The sequence below is a fragment of the Methylosinus sp. genome (assembly GCF_036560965.1).
GTDB lineage: Bacteria > Pseudomonadota > Alphaproteobacteria > Rhizobiales > Beijerinckiaceae > Methylosinus.
Map to the genome: position 1 here is coordinate 131,896 of NZ_DATBQF010000062.1, position 18,477 is coordinate 150,372.

17 protein-coding genes and 1 pseudogene are annotated in these 18,477 nt (G+C 66.3%); 7 read left to right on the forward strand and 11 right to left on the reverse strand.

Features of this window, described 5'->3' with window-relative positions; genetic code table 11:
- Window position 1: 1 nt before the first annotated feature.
- The 6 genes from VIF40_RS16760 to cckA all read right to left on the reverse strand — a co-directional run bounded on the left by VIF40_RS16760 (window position 2) and on the right by cckA (window position 6,009).
- On the reverse strand, window positions 2-346 hold the full coding sequence (locus VIF40_RS16760; RefSeq protein ID WP_331938648.1) for a hypothetical protein: 345 nt from the start codon (window positions 344-346) through the stop codon (window positions 2-4).
- A complete protein-coding gene (queA, locus tag VIF40_RS16765) occupies window positions 343-1,395 on the reverse strand; it encodes a tRNA preQ1(34) S-adenosylmethionine ribosyltransferase-isomerase QueA (protein WP_331938649.1) in 1,053 nt (350 codons plus the stop codon). The genes VIF40_RS16760 and queA overlap by 4 nt, the downstream gene beginning before the upstream one ends.
- A 216-nt stretch (window positions 1,396-1,611) precedes the next feature.
- Window positions 1,612-2,064 carry a peptidylprolyl isomerase gene (locus tag VIF40_RS16770; RefSeq protein ID WP_331938650.1) on the reverse strand — a complete coding sequence of 151 codons (453 nt, stop codon included), beginning with the start codon at window positions 2,062-2,064 and terminating at the stop codon, window positions 1,612-1,614.
- Between the two features lie 83 nt (window positions 2,065-2,147).
- Window positions 2,148-2,702, reverse strand: coding sequence for a peptidylprolyl isomerase (locus tag VIF40_RS16775; RefSeq protein WP_331938651.1), 555 nt, complete (start codon window positions 2,700-2,702; stop codon window positions 2,148-2,150).
- A 29-nt stretch (window positions 2,703-2,731) separates the two neighbouring features.
- A complete protein-coding gene (coaD, locus tag VIF40_RS16780; RefSeq protein WP_331938652.1) occupies window positions 2,732-3,232 on the reverse strand; it encodes a pantetheine-phosphate adenylyltransferase in 501 nt (166 codons plus the stop codon).
- Window positions 3,233-3,495: 263 nt separating this feature from the next.
- Complete coding sequence (gene cckA, locus VIF40_RS16785) at window positions 3,496-6,009, reverse strand: cell cycle histidine kinase CckA (protein WP_331938653.1); 2,514 nt, start codon at window positions 6,007-6,009, stop codon at window positions 3,496-3,498.
- A gap of 253 nt (window positions 6,010-6,262) precedes the next feature.
- Between cckA and VIF40_RS16790 the strand changes: the two genes are divergently transcribed.
- Window positions 6,263-7,120 carry a hypothetical protein gene (locus tag VIF40_RS16790; protein ID WP_331938654.1) on the forward strand — a complete coding sequence of 286 codons (858 nt, stop codon included), beginning with the start codon at window positions 6,263-6,265 and terminating at the stop codon, window positions 7,118-7,120.
- Between the two features lie 125 nt (window positions 7,121-7,245).
- Here VIF40_RS16790 and dksA read toward each other — a convergent pair whose 3' ends face one another.
- The gene (dksA, locus tag VIF40_RS16795) at window positions 7,246-7,662 is read right to left on the reverse strand and encodes an RNA polymerase-binding protein DksA (RefSeq protein WP_331938655.1); all 417 of its coding nucleotides are present in this window, start codon (window positions 7,660-7,662) and stop codon (window positions 7,246-7,248) included.
- A gap of 80 nt (window positions 7,663-7,742) precedes the next feature.
- Window positions 7,743-8,963, reverse strand: a complete 1,221-nt coding sequence (locus tag VIF40_RS16800) for an NADP-dependent isocitrate dehydrogenase (protein ID WP_331938656.1) — start codon at window positions 8,961-8,963, stop codon at window positions 7,743-7,745.
- 243 nt (window positions 8,964-9,206) lie between these two features.
- Between VIF40_RS16800 and VIF40_RS16805 the strand changes: the two genes are divergently transcribed.
- Genes VIF40_RS16805 through VIF40_RS16815 form a run of 3 tightly spaced genes read left to right on the forward strand, consistent with a single transcriptional unit; the run spans window position 9,207 to window position 10,608 of the window.
- Window positions 9,207-9,452 (forward strand): type II toxin-antitoxin system ParD family antitoxin, encoded by a 246-nt coding sequence (locus VIF40_RS16805; protein WP_331938657.1) that lies wholly within the window; start codon window positions 9,207-9,209, stop codon window positions 9,450-9,452.
- Entirely contained in the window at window positions 9,453-9,707 is a 255-nt protein-coding gene (locus tag VIF40_RS16810; protein ID WP_331938658.1) for a hypothetical protein, read from the forward strand. It abuts the gene before it with no gap.
- Window positions 9,708-9,765: 58 nt separating this feature from the next.
- A complete protein-coding gene (locus tag VIF40_RS16815) occupies window positions 9,766-10,608 on the forward strand; it encodes an RNA methyltransferase (RefSeq protein ID WP_331938659.1) in 843 nt (280 codons plus the stop codon).
- Window positions 10,609-10,629: 21 nt separating this feature from the next.
- Here the strand turns inward: VIF40_RS16815 and VIF40_RS16820 are convergent, their stop codons facing one another.
- A complete protein-coding gene (locus VIF40_RS16820) occupies window positions 10,630-12,525 on the reverse strand; it encodes a methanol/ethanol family PQQ-dependent dehydrogenase (protein ID WP_331938660.1) in 1,896 nt (631 codons plus the stop codon).
- Between the two features lie 327 nt (window positions 12,526-12,852).
- Between VIF40_RS16820 and VIF40_RS16825 the strand changes: the two genes are divergently transcribed.
- Together VIF40_RS16825 and VIF40_RS16830 are read left to right on the forward strand one after the other, a co-directional pair.
- Window positions 12,853-16,137 (forward strand): error-prone DNA polymerase, encoded by a 3,285-nt coding sequence (locus VIF40_RS16825; RefSeq protein ID WP_331938661.1) that lies wholly within the window; start codon window positions 12,853-12,855, stop codon window positions 16,135-16,137.
- 8 nt (window positions 16,138-16,145) lie between these two features.
- Window positions 16,146-17,060 carry an MBL fold metallo-hydrolase gene (locus VIF40_RS16830; protein ID WP_331938662.1) on the forward strand — a complete coding sequence of 305 codons (915 nt, stop codon included), beginning with the start codon at window positions 16,146-16,148 and terminating at the stop codon, window positions 17,058-17,060.
- An 18-nt stretch (window positions 17,061-17,078) separates the two neighbouring features.
- Here the strand turns inward: VIF40_RS16830 and VIF40_RS16835 are convergent, their stop codons facing one another.
- Complete coding sequence (locus VIF40_RS16835) at window positions 17,079-17,855, reverse strand: DUF1499 domain-containing protein (RefSeq protein ID WP_331938663.1); 777 nt, start codon at window positions 17,853-17,855, stop codon at window positions 17,079-17,081.
- A gap of 170 nt (window positions 17,856-18,025) precedes the next feature.
- On the opposite strand from VIF40_RS16835, the gene VIF40_RS16840 reads away from it, so the two are divergent.
- Window positions 18,026-18,229 (forward strand): hypothetical protein, encoded by a 204-nt coding sequence (locus VIF40_RS16840; protein WP_331938664.1) that lies wholly within the window; start codon window positions 18,026-18,028, stop codon window positions 18,227-18,229.
- Window positions 18,230-18,296: 67 nt separating this feature from the next.
- Here the strand turns inward: VIF40_RS16840 and tuf are convergent.
- Window positions 18,297-18,477, reverse strand: a pseudogene (gene tuf, locus VIF40_RS16845) (elongation factor Tu); the annotation flags it as partial.

The following is an 18,477-nucleotide window of genomic DNA, read 5'->3' on the forward strand; positions in this document are numbered from 1 at the left end:
TTCAGCTCTTGGCGCCGAGAGACGCCACTTTGACGATCTCGTAAAGCCCGCAATCGCGCTCGTTCCAATGGACGGTGAAGCGTTCGCCGACCTTGATCACGACATTGCGCACATCGGTCCGCCAGGCCTCCGCCGCGCCGGCGCCGAAATCCAGCGCGCCGTCGCGCCGCAGCACGAAGGGGCGGCATTTGTCGCCCATGAGATCGCAGGCGCCGAATGTCTCCCAATGCGAGATCACGCGGCGGCTCTCCGCGTCGATGCGCAGATCGAGCGTCAGCGGGCATTCGGTGCGATCGTCGCGCCACAGCGCCAGAACCCGCACATCGAGAAAGGAGGGATCGCTCATTGTCGCAGCAGCAGGCAGGCGTCGCCATAGGAATAGAAACGATAGCCCGAGCCGATCGCATGGCCATAGGCCGCCGTCATGCGCTCGAGGCCGGCGAAGGCGCAGACCAGCATGAACAGTGTGGAGCGCGGCAAGTGAAAATTGGTGAGCAGCGCGTCGACGGCGCGGAAGCGATAGCCGGGCGTTATGAAGATCGCCGTCTCGCCGGAAAACGCCTCCAGCCGTCCGTCCTCGCGCGCCGCGCTCTCGAGCAGGCGCAGCGCCGTGGTGCCGACGGCGACGATGCGCCCGCCCCGCGCCCGCGTCTCGTTCAGCGCCTGCGCGGTGGCCGCATCGAGCGCGCCCCATTCGGAATGCATCTTATGCGCGGCGGTGTCGTCGACCTTCATCGGGAGAAAGGTTCCGGCGCCGACATGCAGCGTCACGCGATGCAGCGCGACGGCTTTCGCTTGCAGCGCCTCGACGAGGCGCGGCGTGAAATGCAGCCCCGCCGTCGGCGCCGCGACCGCTCCGGCGCGGGCGGCGAACAGCGTCTGATAATCGACCTCGTCGCGCGCGTCCGCGGCGCGCTTGCCGGCGATATAGGGCGGCAGCGGCATCACGCCGGCGGCCTCAACCGCTTCATCGAGGGCGGCGCCTTCGAACGAGAAGCCGAGAAGAATTTCGCCATTCTCGCCTTTCTCCAGCGCGCGCGCCTCGAGCACGCCATCGGCGCCGAAGCGAGCCGTCTCGCCTATGGCCAGCTTCTTCGCCGGCCTGACGAGCGCGCGCCAACGATCCGCCGCGACGCGCTCGATCAGCGTCGCCTCCATATGCGCGCGCGTCTCTCCGCGCGCGCGAAACCCAGAGAGGCGCGCGTGAATGACGCGCGTGTCATTGACGACCAGCGTATCGCCCGGCCTGAGAAATTCCGGCAGGTCGCGAATGGAACGGTCCATGAACGCGCCGTCCATCGGGACGACGAGCAGCCGCGCGCTGTCGCGCGGATCGGCGGGACGCAGCGCGATCGACTCTTGAGGCAGCTCGAAATCGAAGAGATCGACGCGCATGGGGTTTTTTAGGTGGAATCTTCGTGCGCGCGACCCTTCTCCCCTCGCGGGAGAAGGTGGCCCCGCGAAGCGGGGTCGGATGAGGGCCGACGCCCGCACGGCCTTTGGCTCGCCGCGCATTAAATACGCGGAAACGGAGAGTGTCCTCATCCGACCCTCGCTGACGCGAGGGCCGCCTTCTCCCGCAGAGCGGGAGAAGGAATGCGCGAACTTATCTCAGACCAGCGACGCCTTGACGATCTTGTCCGGGTCCTGCACGGGCTCGCCGCGCTTGATCTGATCGACATTCTCCATGCCGGAGATCACCTCGCCCCACACCGTATATTTCTTGTCGAGGAAGCTGGCGTCGCCGAAGCAGATGAAGAATTGCGAATTGGCGGAATCGGGATTTTGCGCGCGCGCCATGGAGCAGGTGCCGCGCACATGCGGGGCGGCGTTGAACTCCTGCTTCAGATCCGGATATTTCGAGCCGCCCGTGCCGGTGCCGTGGGGACAGCCGGTCTGCGCCATGAATCCGTCGATGACGCGATGGAAGACGATGCCGTCATAGAAGCCCTCGGAGACGAGCTTCTTGATATGCGCGACATGATTGGGCGCGAGATCGGGGCGCAGCTTGATCAGAATATCGCCCTTGGTCGTCTCGAGCTTCAGGTTTTCGGCTTCGGACATGTCCACTCCTGTCGGTTTTGCGTTTTGCCCGGCGAAGCAATCCGAGGGCCGCGGCGCTCGGATCGCAACGCGCATAGGCGCGATCAGCTATTGTCGCCGGCGAGGCGCAGCTTGATGATCTTGTCGGGGCTCGACACTTTGCCATTGTCGGCCTTGTCGCCCTTCTTGATCTTGTCGACGACGTCCATGCCGGAGACGACCTCGCCGATCACCGTATATTGCTCCTCGAGATAGCGCGCCGGCGCGAGGCAGATGAAGAATTGCGAATTGGCCGAGTCCGGGCTCTGGCTGCGCGCCATGCCCAGCGTGCCGCGGACGAATTTCTCCTTGGAGAATTCCGCCGGAATATTCGGCAGATCGGACTTGCCCATGCCTGTGCCGGTGGGGTCGCCAGTCTGGGCCATGAAGCCGTCGATGACGCGGTGGAAGACGATTCCGTCGTAGAAATGGCGCTTGGCCAGCGCCTCGATCTGCGCCGCATGCTTGGGCGCGATATCGGCGCGCAGCTTGATGACGATGCGGCCGTCCTTGGTGTCGAGATAGAGCGTATGGGGCGGCGCGTCCTCCGCGCTGGCTGCGCCGGTGAGCGCGGCGGCGGAGAGAGCGGCGAGCGTGAAGCTGCGGCGATCGATAGGCAATCGAGCCTCCCTTGGGTTTTTTGTTTCTGTCAGCGGCCGGAGAGAACGCGGCGCAGAACCTCGACCGCCTCGGGCGGAACGAAGGGCGAGACATCGCCCCCGAGCGAGGCGATCTGCCGCACGAGCGTCGCGGTGATGTGCCGGACCGCCGGAGACGAGGGATGAAAAATGGTTCTGATCTCCGGCGCCATGGCGAGATTCATCCCCGCCATCTGCATTTCATAGTCGAAATCGGCGCCGTCGCGCAATCCGCGCAGGATCAGCCCGGCGCCATGGGCGCGCGCCGCCTCCACCGCCAGCCCGGCGAAGGAGACCACCTCGAAACGGCAGGAGCGCGCCTCCTCGAGGCCGGCGCAGACTGTCTCGATGAGCGTGATGCGCTGCTCGAGCGCGACCAGAGGCGTCTTGCCGGGATGCGCGCCTATGGCGATGACGAGCCGGTCGCAGAGCCTCGCCCCGGCCCGGATCACGTCCAGATGGCCGAGGGTGAGCGGGTCGAAAGAGCCGGTGTAGAGAGCCGTGCTGGTCATAGCGCGGATATAGGCGATTTTCGGTTGCGCGTAACCTGCGTCCGCGCCCCTTCTCCCGTTCCGGGAGAAGGGGGCCCCGCGTAGGGACATCCGCTGCGGCCGCATGTCCTCTACCGTCTCGGTAGATCGGGGTGGATGCGGCCTCGGATCGCGGACGAAGCCGAGCGCTGAACGACCGTTCCGCTCCGTACGGAAACGCCCTCATCCGACCCGACTTCGTCGGGCCTCCTTCTCCCGCGAGGGGAGAAGGAGGGCTCCGCCCTTTATTCCAGGCTCGCCTTCACCGTCTCGATCAGCTGCTTGAGGCTGAAAGGCTTGGGCAGGAAGCCGAAATCGCCTTCGGGCAGATTTTTCGCGAAGGCCTCCTCGGCATAGCCCGAGACGAACACTACCTTCGCCGTCACGCCGCGCTTGCGCAATTCCGCGAACATGGCCGGCCCGTCCATCTCCGGCATCACCACATCGGAGACGATGAGGTCAATGCGCTGGCCCTCGCGCTCCACCACTTCCAACGCCTCGACGCCCGAGGCGGCCTCCATCACATTATAACCGCGTGAGCCGAGCGCCCGCGCCGCGAAGGCGCGCACGGCGTCCTCGTCCTCCACCAGCAATATGGTCCCCTGCCCCGTGTAGTCGGCGGCGGGCTTGGCGGCCTCGGGCTTGGCGGCGATCTCGCCGGCCTCCGGCACATGGCGCGGCAGGAAGATGCGGAACACGGTCCCACGCCCGACCTCGCTCGCCGGGAAGACGAAGCCGCCCGACTGCTTGACGATGCCGAACACCATGGAGAGGCCGAGCCCGGTGCCCTTGCCCACCTCCTTGGTGGTGAAGAAGGGCTCGAAAATCTTGGTCATCACATCGGGGGCGATGCCGGAGCCATTGTCCTCGACCTCGATCAGCACATATTCGGCCGGCGTGAGCGAGGCCTCGCCGAAAGCGGCGCATTCGCCCGAAGCGACATTGCGCGTGCGCAGCTGGATGCGCCCGCCCGATTCCGGCATGGCGTCGCGGGCGTTCACCACGAGATTGATGATGACCTGCTCGAATTGATTGATGTCGGCCTTCACGAACCACAGGTCGCGGCCGTGCTTGAGATCGACCTCGACCTTCTCTCCGACGAGCCGGCGCAGCAGCATTTGCAGCTCCGTCAGCACATCGCCGAGCTGCAGCACCTGGGGCCGCAACGTCTGCCGGCGCGAGAAGGCGAGCAGCTGGCGGGTGAGCCCGGCGGCGCGATTGGCTGTCTGCTTGATCTGGATAATGTCCTGGAAGGACGGATCGGTCGGCCGGTGATTGGCGAGCAGCAGGTCCGAATAGCCGATGATGGCCGTGAGCATATTGTTGAAATCATGCGCCACGCCGCCGGCGAGTTGGCCGACCGCCTGCATCTTCTGCGATTGGGCGAAGCCCTCCTGCAGCTTGCGATGCTCGGTGGTGTCGAGCGCATAGATCGTCGCGCCCTTCTTGCCGGCGTCCTCCGAAGGGGCGACGAAAAAGCGCGCCGAGCGCGTCGGCAGGCCGTCCTCCTCCTCGAGCGCGGCGTCGATCGGCGGCATGTCGCCGCGATTGTCGAGAGCGGCGGCGATCGCCTCCTCGAGCGCGGCGCGGTCGCGCTCGACGACGCTGGCCAGCACCGGCCAGGCGGAGCCGCCGCCCTTCATCGCCTGGGGCAGCAGCTTGGCGAAGGCCGCATTGGAGCGCGTGACCTTGCCGTCCGGATCGACGGCGGCGATGGCCATGGGCGTCGAATTGAAGAAGCGCGCGAATCGCACCTCGGCGGCGCGCAAATCCTCTTCCGGCTCCTCGCCGGCGGTGCGATTCAGCACCAGCGTCCGCGACGCGCCCGGCGCGCCGTCCTGGCCGAAGGCGACGCGATGCAGCAGCCGCACCGGCAGCGACCGGCCATTGCGGCGCTTCAGATCGAGATCGATCTGCGCGGTCCGCACCTCGCCGGAGCCGCCGGTGATCGCCGTGAGCAGCGTCGAGCCATTATTGGCGACGATATCCGCGAGCGCGACGCCGCCGGAGCCGACCTGGGTCAGATCATAGCCGAGCCAGCCCGCCAACGTCTTGTTCATATAGGAGATCGCGCCGTCCGGACCGGCCGAGAAAAAGCCCGCGGGCGCATGGTCGAGGAAGTCGATCGCATGCTGGAGCTCCTGGAAGACGTTCTCCTGGCGCTGGCGATCGGCGGTCGCGTCGACGACTGTCCACAGATTTGCGTGGTGTGGTCCCTCGCGGTCGAGCGGGCGCACGCGGATGCGATACCAGCCGACCTCGGCGTCGCCGGTGAGCGGCGGAACGAGCCGCACATCCTCGACATGGGCGCGCCCGGCCCGCGCCGCCTGGGCGAGGCGATAGATCGCCTCCGATACTTCCGCCGGCCCGGAGAACAGCCGCTCGACCGTCAGCAGCCCGGCCGGATCGCGCGAGCCGCAGAGCTCGAGATAGGCGTCATTGGCGTAGACGATCTGCGTGTCGCCCCTTGTGACGAGCAGCCCCTCCGAGAAGGAATCGGCGATCTGCCGGGCGATGTCGAGCCGCGCCGAGCGGCCCGGAAAGCGTAAAAATCCAACGGCATAGGCGAAGGCGCAAAACACGCCGGCGACGGCGAGCAGCGCCAGCAGCCCGACGGCGAATTTGGGCGCGACCGGCGCCGGCAGCAGCGAGGCCACGACGATCGCGCCGACGAGAGCGACGGCGAGCGCCAAAACCAGGCCGACGTTTCCGGGGCGTTCGGTGCGATCGTAAGCGGGCGGCGCCGTCCTGTCGGTCACGGGGTTTTTCTCATGGGCCGTCACTTCGGCCGTCCGAAGGGCTCCTGCGCCCGGGCGAACGCTGCGGCGCAGGCAGAATCAGGCGGAACAATGGCCCCGGCCGGGGCGCATGGCAATGTCCTTGCGCATTTTCCGCAAGCGCGAATCACGAAGAATGCACTATTAACCATTGCTTAACCTTTGTGGCGCGCTTGCGTGCAACGCTGATAGACTGCATGCTCGCGCCGCGTCACGACGAAAGAAAAATCGATTCATGCCGTCAAGCATCACACAGTCGCAGCTCCTGCCGATACTCGCAGCAATAGTCGCGTTCCTGTTCGCGGCGTTGCTGCTCGTCTATATCTACCGGCTCTTGTTCGGACGGCGCATAAAGGCTCCAGGGCCGCGCAATCGCCCGCGTCGCCTGGACATCGTCGATACTTTCGATGTCGACGGCGACCGCCAGCTGGTCATCGTGCGGCGCGATAATGTCGAGCATCTCCTGCTCATCGGCGGGCCCAATGATCTGCTGGTCGAAGCCTCGATCAACCGTGTCGAGGCCCGCGAGCAGCGCCCGCGCGAGAAGGAGGCCTCCGCCGGCCCCGGCTGGCCGCTCGGACCGGCGGCCGCGCCGCAAGCGCCCGCAACGCCCACCCTGCCGCCGATCGGCTCGGCGGCCCCGCTCGCCGCCGAGAACGACGCGTTCAAGCCGCCGGAGCCGGCCGCGCCGCCGCCGGGCCTCGCGCCATTGCCGCCCGATCTCTTCGGTCCGCCGCCGGCCAAGCCCGCCGCTCCGCCCGAGGCGCCCGCGCGCCCCGGAACGCCGCGCTTCACGGCGCAGCGCCCGCCCTTCACCCCGACGCCCCGGCCGCCGCGTCCCGCGCCGCCGCCCTTCCTCTCGCGCGCCGCCAAGCCGGCCGCCCCGCCCGCCGAGCCTGCTCCCCCGCCCCCGCCGCCGGCCCCCGAGCCGTCTCCGCCGCCCGCTCCCGAGTCGCCGCCCGAGATCGTCGCCGTCGAGCCGCCGCCTGCGACGCCGCCGGAGGAGCCGCCGCCCGCTCCTCCCGTCGATCCGCTCGACTCGCTGGAGGCCGAAATGGCGCGGCTGCTCGGCCGGCCGGACGCCAAGCCCTGAGAGGCGAGGCAAGGCCTGAGAAAACGAAGCGAGCCCCGAGAACGAAAACAGCGCCCACGGAGAGATCCGCGGGCGCTGTTTTTTCTCGATAGAAGCGCGAGGCGACGAAAAAAGGCCGAGTCCCGTCAGTCGTCCCGATAGACGCGCTCGCGGCGCTCATGCCGCTCCTGCGCCTCGATCGACAGAGTGGCGATCGGCCGCGCATCGAGCCGCTTCAAAGAGATCGGCTCGCCGGTCTCCTCGCAATAGCCATAGGTGCCGTCCTCGAGACGGGAGAGCGCGGCGTCGATTTTGGAGATCAGCTTCCTCTGGCGGTCGCGCGCACGAAGCTCGATCGCCCGATCCGTCTCCGAGGAGGCGCGATCGGCGAGGTCGGGATGGTTCTCGTTCTCGCTCTGCAGAGTGGCGAGCGTGTCGCGGCTCTCCTGCAGGATCTCGTCTTTCCATGCGAGCAGCTTGCGCTTGAAATACTCGCGCTGCCGGTCGTTCATGAAATCTTCTTGCTCGGACGGTCTGTAGCTCGCGTCTAGATCCACCGCCATGGCCGCGAATCCTCCCTAAGCCTGAACGGCGGCGTCTATATAGCCGCGACGCTCCGCTAGCACAATCACTTCTCGGCGTCTCATTTACCGAGCGAAAGCGCGGCTGCGAGATTGGCGTCGATCTTGTCGAGGAAGCCGATGGTCGACAGCCATTTCTGATTATGGCCGACCAGCAGCGCGAGATCCTTGGTCATGAAGCCCTGCTCGACCGTCGAGACGCAGACTTCTTCCAGCGTCAGAGCGAAGCGCGCCAGGGCGTCATTCCCATCGAGCTTGGCGCGATGGGCGAGCGCCCGCGTCCAGGCGAAGATGGAGGCGATGGAATTGGTCGAGGTCGCGTGGCCCTTCTGATGCTCGCGATAATGGCGCGTCACCGTGCCATGCGCGGCCTCCGCCTCGACGGTCTTGCCGTCCGGCGTCATCAGCACGCTGGTCATCAGGCCGAGCGAGCCGAAGCCCTGCGCCACCGTATCGGATTGCACGTCGCCGTCGTAATTCTTGCAGGCCCACACATAGCCGCCGGACCATTTGAGCGCCGAGGCGACCATATCGTCGATGAGGCGATGCTCGTAGGTGAGGCCCTGCGCCTGGAACCGCGTCTTGAACTCCGCGTCGAACACCTCTTGGAACAAATCCTTGAAGCGCCCGTCATAGGCTTTGAGGATCGTGTTTTTGGTCGAGAGATAGAGCGGGAATTTGCGGTTCAGCGCGAAATTCATCGAGGCGCGGGCGAACTCGCGGATCGACTCGTCCAGATTGTACATCGCCATGGCGACGCCGGCGCCGGGGTAGCGGAACACTTCCTTCTCGATCACGGTCCCGTCGTCGCCCTCGAATTTCATCGTCAGCCGACCCTTGCCGGGCGTGCGGAAATCGACGGCGCGATATTGATCGCCATAGGCGTGGCGGCCGATGACGATGGGCTGCGTCCAGCCGGGCACGAGGCGCGGCACATTCTTGCAGATGATCGGCTCGCGGAAGATGACGCCGCCCAGAATGTTGCGGATCGTGCCATTGGGCGACTTCCACATTTCTTTCAGGCCGAACTCCTGCACGCGCGCTTCGTCCGGCGTGATGGTGGCGCATTTGACGCCGACGCCGTGCGTCTTGATCGCCTCGGCGGCGTCGATCGTCACCTGATCATTGGTGGCGTCGCGATTCTGGATCGAGAGATCGTAATAGAGCAGCTCGAGATCGAGATAGGGGTGGATGAGCTTGTCTTTGATATAGGCCCAGATGATCCGGGTCATCTCGTCGCCGTCGAGCTCGACGACAGGATTCTCGACCTTGATCTTGCTCATGAAATGCCTCTCTTGCGTGAGCCGCCGGCCTTATAGCGCGCGCTCGCAGGAAGGCAAAGCAGGCGCCATGGGCAAATTCTCGGCCGCGAGCGGCGTTTTGCGCTTCTTCGGACGCAAATCTGCGTTTATTCATCGCGCATTGCCGAAGCTTCGGGCGCCCGCCGAAGCGCGTTCGACGAAAGATCGAATTCGGCCGATAACGCGTTATGCGCATAATATGCTATCGTGCGGCAGGAGGCGCCCATGAACGTATCCGTCGGCAAGCATTGGGAAGAGTTCATCGATTCCCTGGTCGAGCAGGGCCGCTACGCCTCGGCCACCGAGGTGATGCGGGAGGGCCTGCGTCTCGTGGAGGAGCGCGAGGCGAAGCTGAAGGCGCTGCGCGAGACGATAGGGGCGTCGCTGGCCGAAGCGGGCGAATTGACCGACGAGCAGGTCGCCGCCGAGTTGCGCGCGCATGTCGAGGCGCGAAGGGCGCAAAGCGCCTGAATGCGCAAGCTGGTCTATCGCCTCGCCGCGAATCGGTATTTGAAAGACATCGCCGATTTCATCGGCGAGACCTCCGGCGATCTCGACGCGGGATTGGCCGTCGTCGATCGATTTCGCGCGCAATGCGCAAAGCTGGCCGCTTCGTCCATCCTTCTCCGGCGTCCGCGCGAGGAGCTGTCGCCGGGATTGCGCGGCTATTTGTTCCGTGGCGCGTCATCTTCTTCCGCTGCATCGATGAGCGTCCGGAAGTCATGAATATTCTCCACTCCCGTCGCGATCTCGCCGCGACTCTCGACTCGGATGACGACTCTCAGTGACCGGCGCAGGAACAGACCACACCAAGCAAAAGCTCGAAGGCGGGCCGACGATCGTGCTCGTGCGGCCGCAGCTCGCGGTCAATATCGGCATGTGCGCCCGCGCCATGGCCAATTTCGGCCTCTCCGACCTGCGGCTCGTCGCGCCGCGCGAGGGCTGGCCGACGCGCGATCCCGTCTATCGCGAGGCCTCCTACGCCGCCGCCGCCGGCGCCGCGCATCTGCTGGATTCGGCGAAGCTCTACGAGAGCGTGCGCGAGGCGATCGCCGATCTCTCCTTCGTCTATGCGGCGACCGCGCGCGGCCGCGGCCAGGTGAAGCCCGTGGTGACGCCGGCCGAGGCCATGTCGTCGACTGTGGCGCGCATCGAAGCCGGCGAGCGTCATGGCGTGATGTTCGGCCCGGAGCGCACCGGCCTCGACAATGACGATGTCGCGCTCGCCGATACGATCCTGACCTTTCCGGTCAATCCCGCCTATGCCTCGCTCAATCTGGCGCAGGCGGTGCTGCTCACCGGCTATGAGTGGTTCCGCCACGCCCATGGCGAGACGCTGCCCTTCGACGTCACCGAGCGCTCGCCGCCGGCGACCCGGGAAATGACGCTCGCCTTCTTCGATTTTCTGGAGACGGCGCTCGACGAGCGGCAGTTCTTCCGCCCCGAGACCAAGAAGCCGGTGATGTCGCGCAATCTGCGCAATATGTTCCACCGCATGAATCTCACCGAGCAGGATGTGCGGACCTTGTGGGGCGTGGTGGTGCGGCTGGTCGAGGGACCGCGGCGCGAGCCGAAGAAGGTCCGACGGCGCAAAAGCGGGGACGAAGCGCCCGGCGACCCGAATTGACGGGAGCCGGGCGCTCCGATCTCACTCCGGCAGGACGAACACGGTGAGCACGCCGCCGAGCGCGGTGTAATTCGACAGGCTGCGGTAATTGCCGACGGCGCCGAGACCATCGCTGCTCTTGGTGAGTCCGGCCGCGAGGCCGATGCCGGCCCAGCCGCCGACGCCCGAGAGCACGGCGACATATTGCCTGCCGCCGACCTCATAGGTGATGACGTTGCCGATGATGCCCGACGGCGTCTTGCGCCGGAACAGCTCCTTGCCGGTCTTGGTGTCGACCGCCTTCAGATAGCCTTCCAGCGTTCCGTAGAAGGTCACGCCGCCATCCGTCGAGACGGCGCCGGACCACACCGAGAATTGCTCCTTGTTCGCCCAGACGATCTTTCCGCTCTTGGCGTCCCAGGCGATGAAATTGCCCGTATGCGTCTCGCCCTTGTCGCGATCGGCCGGGAACATTTCCACCGTCGCGCCGACATAGGGCTGACCCGCCGAATAGCCGACGCGGAAGGGCTCGAAATCCATGCAGACATGGTTCGTCGGCACGAGGAAGAGCCCCGTGTTCGGATCATAGCTCGCAGGCTGCTCGTCCTTGGAGCCGAGCGTCGTCGGACAGACGCCGCGCGTCGTCTCGTCCTCGCCGGTCTTCTCGGTCGAGAAGCGCTCGTCGAGGATCGGACGGCCGTAGGTCTTCGACGATTTGTCGAGATCGATCTTCGTCGCCCAATTGACGGCGGGATCGAATTTCTCGGCGACGAGCAATTCGCCATTGGTCCGATCGAGCGTATAGGCGAAGCCGTTGCGATCGAAGTGAACGGCCGTTTTCGTCTTTTTGCCGCCGATCTCCTGATCGACGAGAATGATCTCGTTGACGGCGTCATAGTCCCATTGGTCGTGCGGCGTCGTCTGATAGACCCATTTCGCCTTGCCCGTCTCGAGATCGCGGGCCCATAAAGTCATGGACCAGCGATTGTCGCCGGGGCGCTGAATGGGATTCCAGGTCGAGGGATTGCCGGAGCCGTAATAGACGAGATCGAGCTCCGGATCGTAGCTGTACCAACCCCAAGTCGTGCCGCCGCCCAGCTTCCATTGATCGCCTTTCCAAGTGGAGATTCCGGAATCCTTGCCCACAGGCTTGCCGAGATGCGTCGTCTTCTCGGGATCGATCAAGGTCTCCTCGTCCGGGCCGGTCGAATAGCCGCGCCACAGCAGCGCGCCGGTCTTGACGTCATAGGCGCTGATGTGACCGCGCACGCCATATTCGCCGCCGGCGTTGCCGACGAGCACCTTATTCTTGAACACATGGGGCGCCGCCGTGGCGGTCTCGCCCTTCGACGGATCGCCGAATTTGACGGACCAGATCGGCTTGTCCTTGCTCTCGCCGGCGGAAGCGCCTGTCGCGGCGTCCAATGCGACGAGAGTCGTGTCGGCTTGCGCGAGGAAAATCTTGCCGTCGCCATAGGCGAGGCCGCGATTGACCGTGTCGCAGCACATCACCGGAACGACGGAAGCGTCCTGCTGCGGCGCATATTTCCATAGAACCTTATGGTCTGGATCTCTCAGATCGAGCGCATAGACGACATTCGGAAAGGGTGTGTGCAGATACATCACATCGGTGACATAGGCCTTTTTATTGTCGGCCGTCGCCGGAATGGCGACGTCGTGAATGACGAGCGGAGCGCCTTCATGTCCGCGCAGAACGCCGGTCGAGAACTGCCAATCGACAGCGAGCTTGTGAACATTCTCCGTGGTGATCTGCTTCAACGCCGAATGCCGGCGATTGGCGTAATCTCCTGTCGGCGACACCCATTGTCGCGGGTCCTTCTGCAGATCGAGCAGCGTGTCCGCAACGGCGCCGCTCGCCGTGAGCGCGAGCGCGAATGCGCCGACCGACATCGACAGTCGGAATTTCCTCGTCTCCATTTTTTTCCTCCGCAGCTGATATTTTCTCGCTTGCGCTTCCTTCACGACAGGCGGCGACAGCCCGGGAAACCGTGCGCCGTCTGTCGTGAGCTCATGCAGCGGCCGCATGCGACGCGGCTCGACGAGGACGTTCCATGAATGCGGCGGCCTTCGCCAGATGACGAAATCGCAATGCGTCGCGGACTGTCGCAGTTTTGCGACAGGCGCGACGATGATCCGCGCCGCGTCGCGCGAAGAGGCGCGCAGCGCGATTTTCGGCGGCTTTCGCCGGCTCTTGCTCCGACGTGGGAAATGCGGGACAATTCGTGAACAAAGCCAGAGCCCGCGATGCCCCGCTACGCCGAACTCGCGACGACGACCAATTTCTCTTTCCTGCGCGGCGCCTCGCATCCCGAGGAGATGGTCGCGCAGGCGATGGCGCTCGGCCATTGCGGCATCGGCGTGGCCGATCGCAATTCGCTCGCTGGCGTCGTGCGCGCCTTCTCCTATCTGCGCGAGCATGCGGCCGAGGCGCCGGGCTTTCGCCTCGCCATCGGCGCGCGCCTCGTCTTCGCGGACGCGACGCCCGACATTCTCTGCTATCCGAAAGATCGCGCCGCCTATGGGCGCCTGTGCCGTCTGCTGACGCGCGGCAATATGCGCGCCGAAAAAGGCGAATGCCGCCTCTTCCTCGACGATCTCCTCGAATTCGGCGAGGGCCAGCAGCTCATTGTCATGGAGGGCGCGGTCTCGGAGGGCGCGGTCTCGGAGCGCGCGGTCACGGAGAGCGCGGTCACGGAGAGCGCGCCGCTCGCCCCTGCCCTGCTCGCGGCCGCCCGCGGACGGCTATGGCTCGCGGCGACGGCGCTCTATGGCGGCGACATGCGCGCCGCGCTCTTGCGTCGCATCACGCTGTCGCGCGAGACCGGCCTGCCGCTCATCGCGGTGAATGACGCCAACATGCATGCGCCCGAGCGTCGTCCGCTCGCCGATGTGCTCGCCTGCGTGCGCGAGAAGACGACGCTCGACGATGCGGGCTATTTGCTCGCCGCCAACGCCGAGCGCTGCTTGAAGAGCGGCGCGGAAATGGCGCGGCTCCTCGCAGTGGTTCCGCAGGCGGTGGAGGAGACGGCGCGCTTTCTCGATCGACTCTCCTTCCGTCTCGACGCGCTCGCGCATAATTATCCGGACGAGCTGCGCGACGGCTTTTCCAGCGAGCAGGAAGCGCTCGCGCATCATGCGCGCGAGGGCGCGAGGACGCGCTATCCCGCTGGCGTGCCGGAGAAGGTCGAGGCGCTGCTGCGTCACGAGCTGACGATGGTCGCCGAGCTCGGCTATGCGGCCTATTTCCTCACCGTGCACGACATTGTGCGCTATGCGCGCTCGAAGGAGATTCTCGCGCAGGGGCGCGGCTCGGCCGCCAATTCCGTCATCTGCTATTGCCTCGGCGTCACCGAGGTCGACCCGACCAAGCACGATCTCCTGTTCGAGCGCTTCGTCTCCGCCGCGCGCAACGAGCCGCCCGACATCGACGTCGATTTCGAGCATGAGCGGCGCGAGGAGGTGATGCAATATATCTACACGCGCTACGGCCGCGAGCGCGCCGGCCTCACCGCGACCGTCGTCTCCTATCGCTCGCGCTCGGCGATACGCGAGGTCGGCAAGGCCTTCGGCCTCTCGGGCGACGCCATCTCGCGGCTCTCGAGCAATGTGTGGGGCGCCTCGCGCGGCGGGGTGAGCGAGGAAGGCGTCGCCCGCGCCGGAATGGACGCGCGCGAGCCGCGCCTCGCCATGGCGCTGGAGCTGACGCGCGCGCTCACCGGCTTTCCGCGCCATCTCTCGCAGCATACGGGGGGCTTCGTCATCACGCGCGATCGGCTGGACGAGATCGTCCCGCTCGCGCCCGCCGCCATGGAAGGCCGCACGACGATCGAGTGGGACAAGGACGATCTCGACGCGCTCAGAATATTGAAGATCGACGTGCTGGCGCTCGGCATGCTCACCTGCCTGCGCAAGGGCCTCGCCCTGCTCGCCGAGCGTTACGGCATAGTACATCGCCTCTCGTCGATCCCGGCGGAAGAGAAGAGCGTCTATGACATGATCTCGCGCGCCGACACGATCGGCGTGTTCCAGATCGAGAGCCGCGCGCAAATGTCCATGCTGCCGCGGCTGCGGCCGCGCGAATTCTACGATCTCGTCATCGAGGTGGCGATCGTGCGGCCCGGCCCCATTCAGGGCGACATGGTGCATCCCTATCTGCGCCGCCGCATCGGCAAGGAGAAAATCGCCTTTCCCTCGGCGGAGCTCGAGCAGGTGCTGCGCAAGACGCTCGGCGTGCCGTTGTTCCAGGAGCAGGCGATGCGCATCGCCATCGTCGCCGGCGGCTTCACGCCGGACGAGGCCGACCGGCTGCGACGCGCCATGGCGACCTTCAAGCGCGTCGGCACGATCGGGACCTTCCGCGCCAAAATGCTCGCCGGCATGGAAGCCCGCGGCTATGATCCAGAATTCGCCGCGCGCTGCTGGAGCCAGATCGAAGGCTTCGGCTCCTATGGCTTTCCGGAGAGTCACGCCGCATCTTTCGCGCTTCTCGTCTACGCCTCCGCCTGGCTCAAATGCCGCTATCCGGACGTGTTCTGCTGTGCTCTGCTCAATTCGCAGCCCATGGGCTTCTACGCGGCGGCGCAGATCGTGCGCGACGCGCAGGAGCATGGCGTCGGCGTGCATGAGGCGGATGTGAATTTTTCCGAGTGGGATTGCGCGCTGGAGACGCGAGCGGAAGCGACGCCGCTGCATCCGCGCCACGCCTCCATGGCGGGCGACATTCGCGCGACGCATGATGTGCGGTTCGGCTTCCGCCAGATCATCGGCCTGCGCGAGGAGGACATGCGCCGCCTCGTGGCGCGGCGCGGCGCGGGCTATGATTCCGTGCGCGACCTGTGGCTGCGCGGCGGCGTCGAGCCGGCCGCGCTGGAGCGGCTGGCGGAGGCCGGCGCCTTCGCCTCGCTCGGCCTGCCGCGTCGCGACGCGCTCTGGGCCGTGCAAGCGCTCAATCGCGCCGGCGACAAGGACGATCTGCCGCTCTTGCGCGCGCTCTCCTTCGCGCCGCAGGAGGCCGACGCGCATCTCCCGCCCATGCCGCTCGGGGCGGAGGTGGTGGAGGACTATCGCTTTTTATCGCTGTCGCTGAAGGCGCATCCCGTGTCCTTCCTGCGCGCGCGTCTCGAGGCCAAGGGGATCACGCCTTGTGGGGCGCTCGGCGGCGGCCCACTCCCCAACCCTCCCGCGCAGCGGGTGAGGGAGGGGCCGCGCGAGGGCGCCCGCGTCAGCGTCGCCGGCCTCGTGCTGGTGCGCCAGCGGCCGGGCTCGGCGAACGGCGTCATCTTCATGACGATCGAGGACGAGACGGGGATCGCCAATATCGTCGTCTGGCCGAAACTGTTCGAGCGGCAGCGTCCCGAGGTCATCGGCGCGCGGCTCGTCGCGATCACCGGGCGCGTGCAGAACGAATCCGGCGTCGTCCATGTGATCGCGCAGAAAATCGAGGATTTGAGCGCCGATCTGCGCTTGCTCGAGCATTCGCGCAGCGCGAAGGCGCGCGAGGCCATGCCGAAAGGGCGCAACTTTCAATGAAGGAACGCATGACCGATCGGGACGCCTTCCTCACCGGCTTCGACGCGCCGCCGGGCGCGTTGCAACGCGTGTCGCCGCTGACGCGCCGCATCGTCGCGCCCAATCCCGGCGCCTTCACCTATACGGGCACATGCAGCTACGTCATCGGCCATGGCGATGTGGCGATCGTCGACCCCGGCCCGGCCGACGCCTCCCATATCGAGGCGCTGCTCGCGGCGACGAAGGGCGAGACGCTACGCTATCTCCTCGTCACCCATACGCATCGCGACCATTCGCCGGCGGCGCGCATTCTGCGAGAAAAAACCGGCGCGACCATCGCCGGCTGCGCGCCCTATGCGCCGCCGCCCGATCTCGCGGTGACGGGCCCCGGCCTCGACGCCTCGCATGATCGCGCCTATGCGCCCGACATCACGCTCGCCGACGGCGACCGGCTCGCCTTCGGCGGTCTCACGATCGAGGTCGTAGCGACGCCGGGGCACACGACCAACCACCTCTGCTTCGCGCTCGCCGAGGAGCTTACGCTCTTCACCGGCGATCATGTGATGGGTTGGGCGACGACGGTCATCGCGCCGCCGGACGGCTCGATGGGCGAATATTTCGTCTCGCTGGAAAAGCTGCGTGGGCGCGACGACCGGCTCTTTTGGCCCGCCCATGGCGGCCCGGTGAAGGAGCCGCAACGCTATTTGCGCGCCCTGCTCCACCATCGCCGGCAGCGCGAGGCGGCGATCCTCGAGCGGCTCGAGGCCGGCGATGCGACGATCGCCGCAATCGTCGCGCGCATCTATGAGGGCTTCGACTCCGCCCTGCAGAGGGCGGCGGCGCTCTCCGTCTTCGCCCATCTCGAGGATCTCGTCGAGCGCGGCCTCGCCCGCGCCGACGGACCCGCGACGTTGGAGGCGCGGTATTTCAGAATAAGCGAATAGGAGCAGCGCGGCCGCGGCTCATTTCTCGTTCAACCCGGCTTGCAGCTCCTCGCCGAATTGCCGGATGCGCTTGGCGTTGGCGCCGAAGTCGTGACGCCCGTAGCGCGAGGCCGAGCGCACGTCGATGCGCGTCTGGCCGGCGAGCGGACGCAGCCGCACCGCTATGTCGTCGGCAAAGCCCATCACCAGCGTGCGATCGAGGAAATCGAGATGGCCGATGCCGGAGCGGCCGCCCGGCGGTCGCTGGTCGATGACGCGCCAGCCGCGGCTCGCCGCCGTCTCCAGCACCAGCTGATAGGCTTCGTCCGGCTCGAGATCGACGACGATCGGCTCTATGTCCGGATAGCCGTCTCGCTGCCGCTCGGCCTGGTCGGCGTCGAAGGCCGCGGGCGTGAAGCCGGCGCGCGCGGCGACCGCCGCCCGCGATGTGGAAAAGCGCGGTGGATCGGCCGTGTCGGTCGAGACGTCGAAGAGGACGGGCAGACGCACGGCCTGGACGGCGAGATAGGCCGGATAGCCGAGCGTGACCGCGGCGAGAAAGGCGCCGCCCAACGCCTCGCCCAATCCGCGCCGGCCCTCCTGCCAGATGACCACGCAGGCGGCGAAAAAAAGCAAAAGCGCGATCAGCGCGACGAGGATCGCCCCGCCGAGCACGGCGAGCGACGCCTGCGGCTCGACCGCATTGGCGCGGGCGAGAAGCACGGCGATCGCCGCCACCGGCAGCGCGAAGACCGCGAGCCTTCGGCACCAGACCGCGGCGTTGGAGACGGGCTCTTCTGGGATATGGCGCAGCATGCGGGCGATCATAGCATCGATCGCGCCGCCGCTCACCAGTCGGGAGATGTGGAAGACGCGCGGGCGGGCTCCGCGATTTTACGAATAGTTTACCGGGGTGAGGGAGACTTTAAATCAAATGCACGACATTCCTCGAGCGTCCTAACCCTTCAGTAGCAGAGTCCCTAGCCATGTCGAAGCTCGTCGCCACCGATTTCAGCGAAACGCAATCCGCCGACCGCCCGCATGATCTGCTCGCCCGTCTCTATCGGGAGATCGGCATTTCGGCCGTCGCCGCCGCGCTCGAGGTGATGCATCCGAGTCAGCGACAGGCGGAAGACGCCGAGGAGGCGCGTCTGCCGGCGATCCTCCTCGACGAGCAGCTCGCGGCCTGACGGCCGCGAGACGCGCGCATTCTCACCACAGGATCGGCGAGCCCATCAGGCTCGCGGTCCAAATTCCTTATTCGATGATCGAGGCGACGACGCCGGCCCCGACGGTACGACCGCCTTCGCGAATGGCGAAGCGCAGCTTCTCCTCCATGGCGATCGGAACGATGAGGTTCACCTCCATCGCCACATTGTCGCCCGGCATCACCATCTCGACGCCCTCGGGGAGCGTCACGATGCCCGTCACATCCGTC

Coding starts and splice junctions, on each gene's coding strand:
- coaD (WP_331938652.1), bottom strand. CDS start 3,232: ATGACCAGCACGGCTCTCTACACCGGCTCTTTCGACCCGCTCACCCTC.
- dksA (WP_331938655.1), bottom strand. CDS start 7,662: ATGGCGGTGGATCTAGACGCGAGCTACAGACCGTCCGAGCAAGAAGAT.
- VIF40_RS16820 (WP_331938660.1), bottom strand. CDS start 12,525: ATGGAGACGAGGAAATTCCGACTGTCGATGTCGGTCGGCGCATTCGCG.
- VIF40_RS16810 (WP_331938658.1), top strand. CDS start 9,453: ATGCGCAAGCTGGTCTATCGCCTCGCCGCGAATCGGTATTTGAAAGAC.
- VIF40_RS16770 (WP_331938650.1), bottom strand. CDS start 2,064: ATGTCCGAAGCCGAAAACCTGAAGCTCGAGACGACCAAGGGCGATATT.
- VIF40_RS16790 (WP_331938654.1), top strand. CDS start 6,263: ATGCCGTCAAGCATCACACAGTCGCAGCTCCTGCCGATACTCGCAGCA.
- VIF40_RS16840 (WP_331938664.1), top strand. CDS start 18,026: ATGTCGAAGCTCGTCGCCACCGATTTCAGCGAAACGCAATCCGCCGAC.
- VIF40_RS16760 (WP_331938648.1), bottom strand. CDS start 346: ATGAGCGATCCCTCCTTTCTCGATGTGCGGGTTCTGGCGCTGTGGCGC.
- VIF40_RS16830 (WP_331938662.1), top strand. CDS start 16,146: ATGACCGATCGGGACGCCTTCCTCACCGGCTTCGACGCGCCGCCGGGC.
- VIF40_RS16805 (WP_331938657.1), top strand. CDS start 9,207: ATGAACGTATCCGTCGGCAAGCATTGGGAAGAGTTCATCGATTCCCTG.
- VIF40_RS16825 (WP_331938661.1), top strand. CDS start 12,853: ATGCCCCGCTACGCCGAACTCGCGACGACGACCAATTTCTCTTTCCTG.
- VIF40_RS16800 (WP_331938656.1), bottom strand. CDS start 8,963: ATGAGCAAGATCAAGGTCGAGAATCCTGTCGTCGAGCTCGACGGCGAC.
- VIF40_RS16835 (WP_331938663.1), bottom strand. CDS start 17,855: ATGCTGCGCCATATCCCAGAAGAGCCCGTCTCCAACGCCGCGGTCTGG.
- queA (WP_331938649.1), bottom strand. CDS start 1,395: ATGCGCGTCGATCTCTTCGATTTCGAGCTGCCTCAAGAGTCGATCGCG.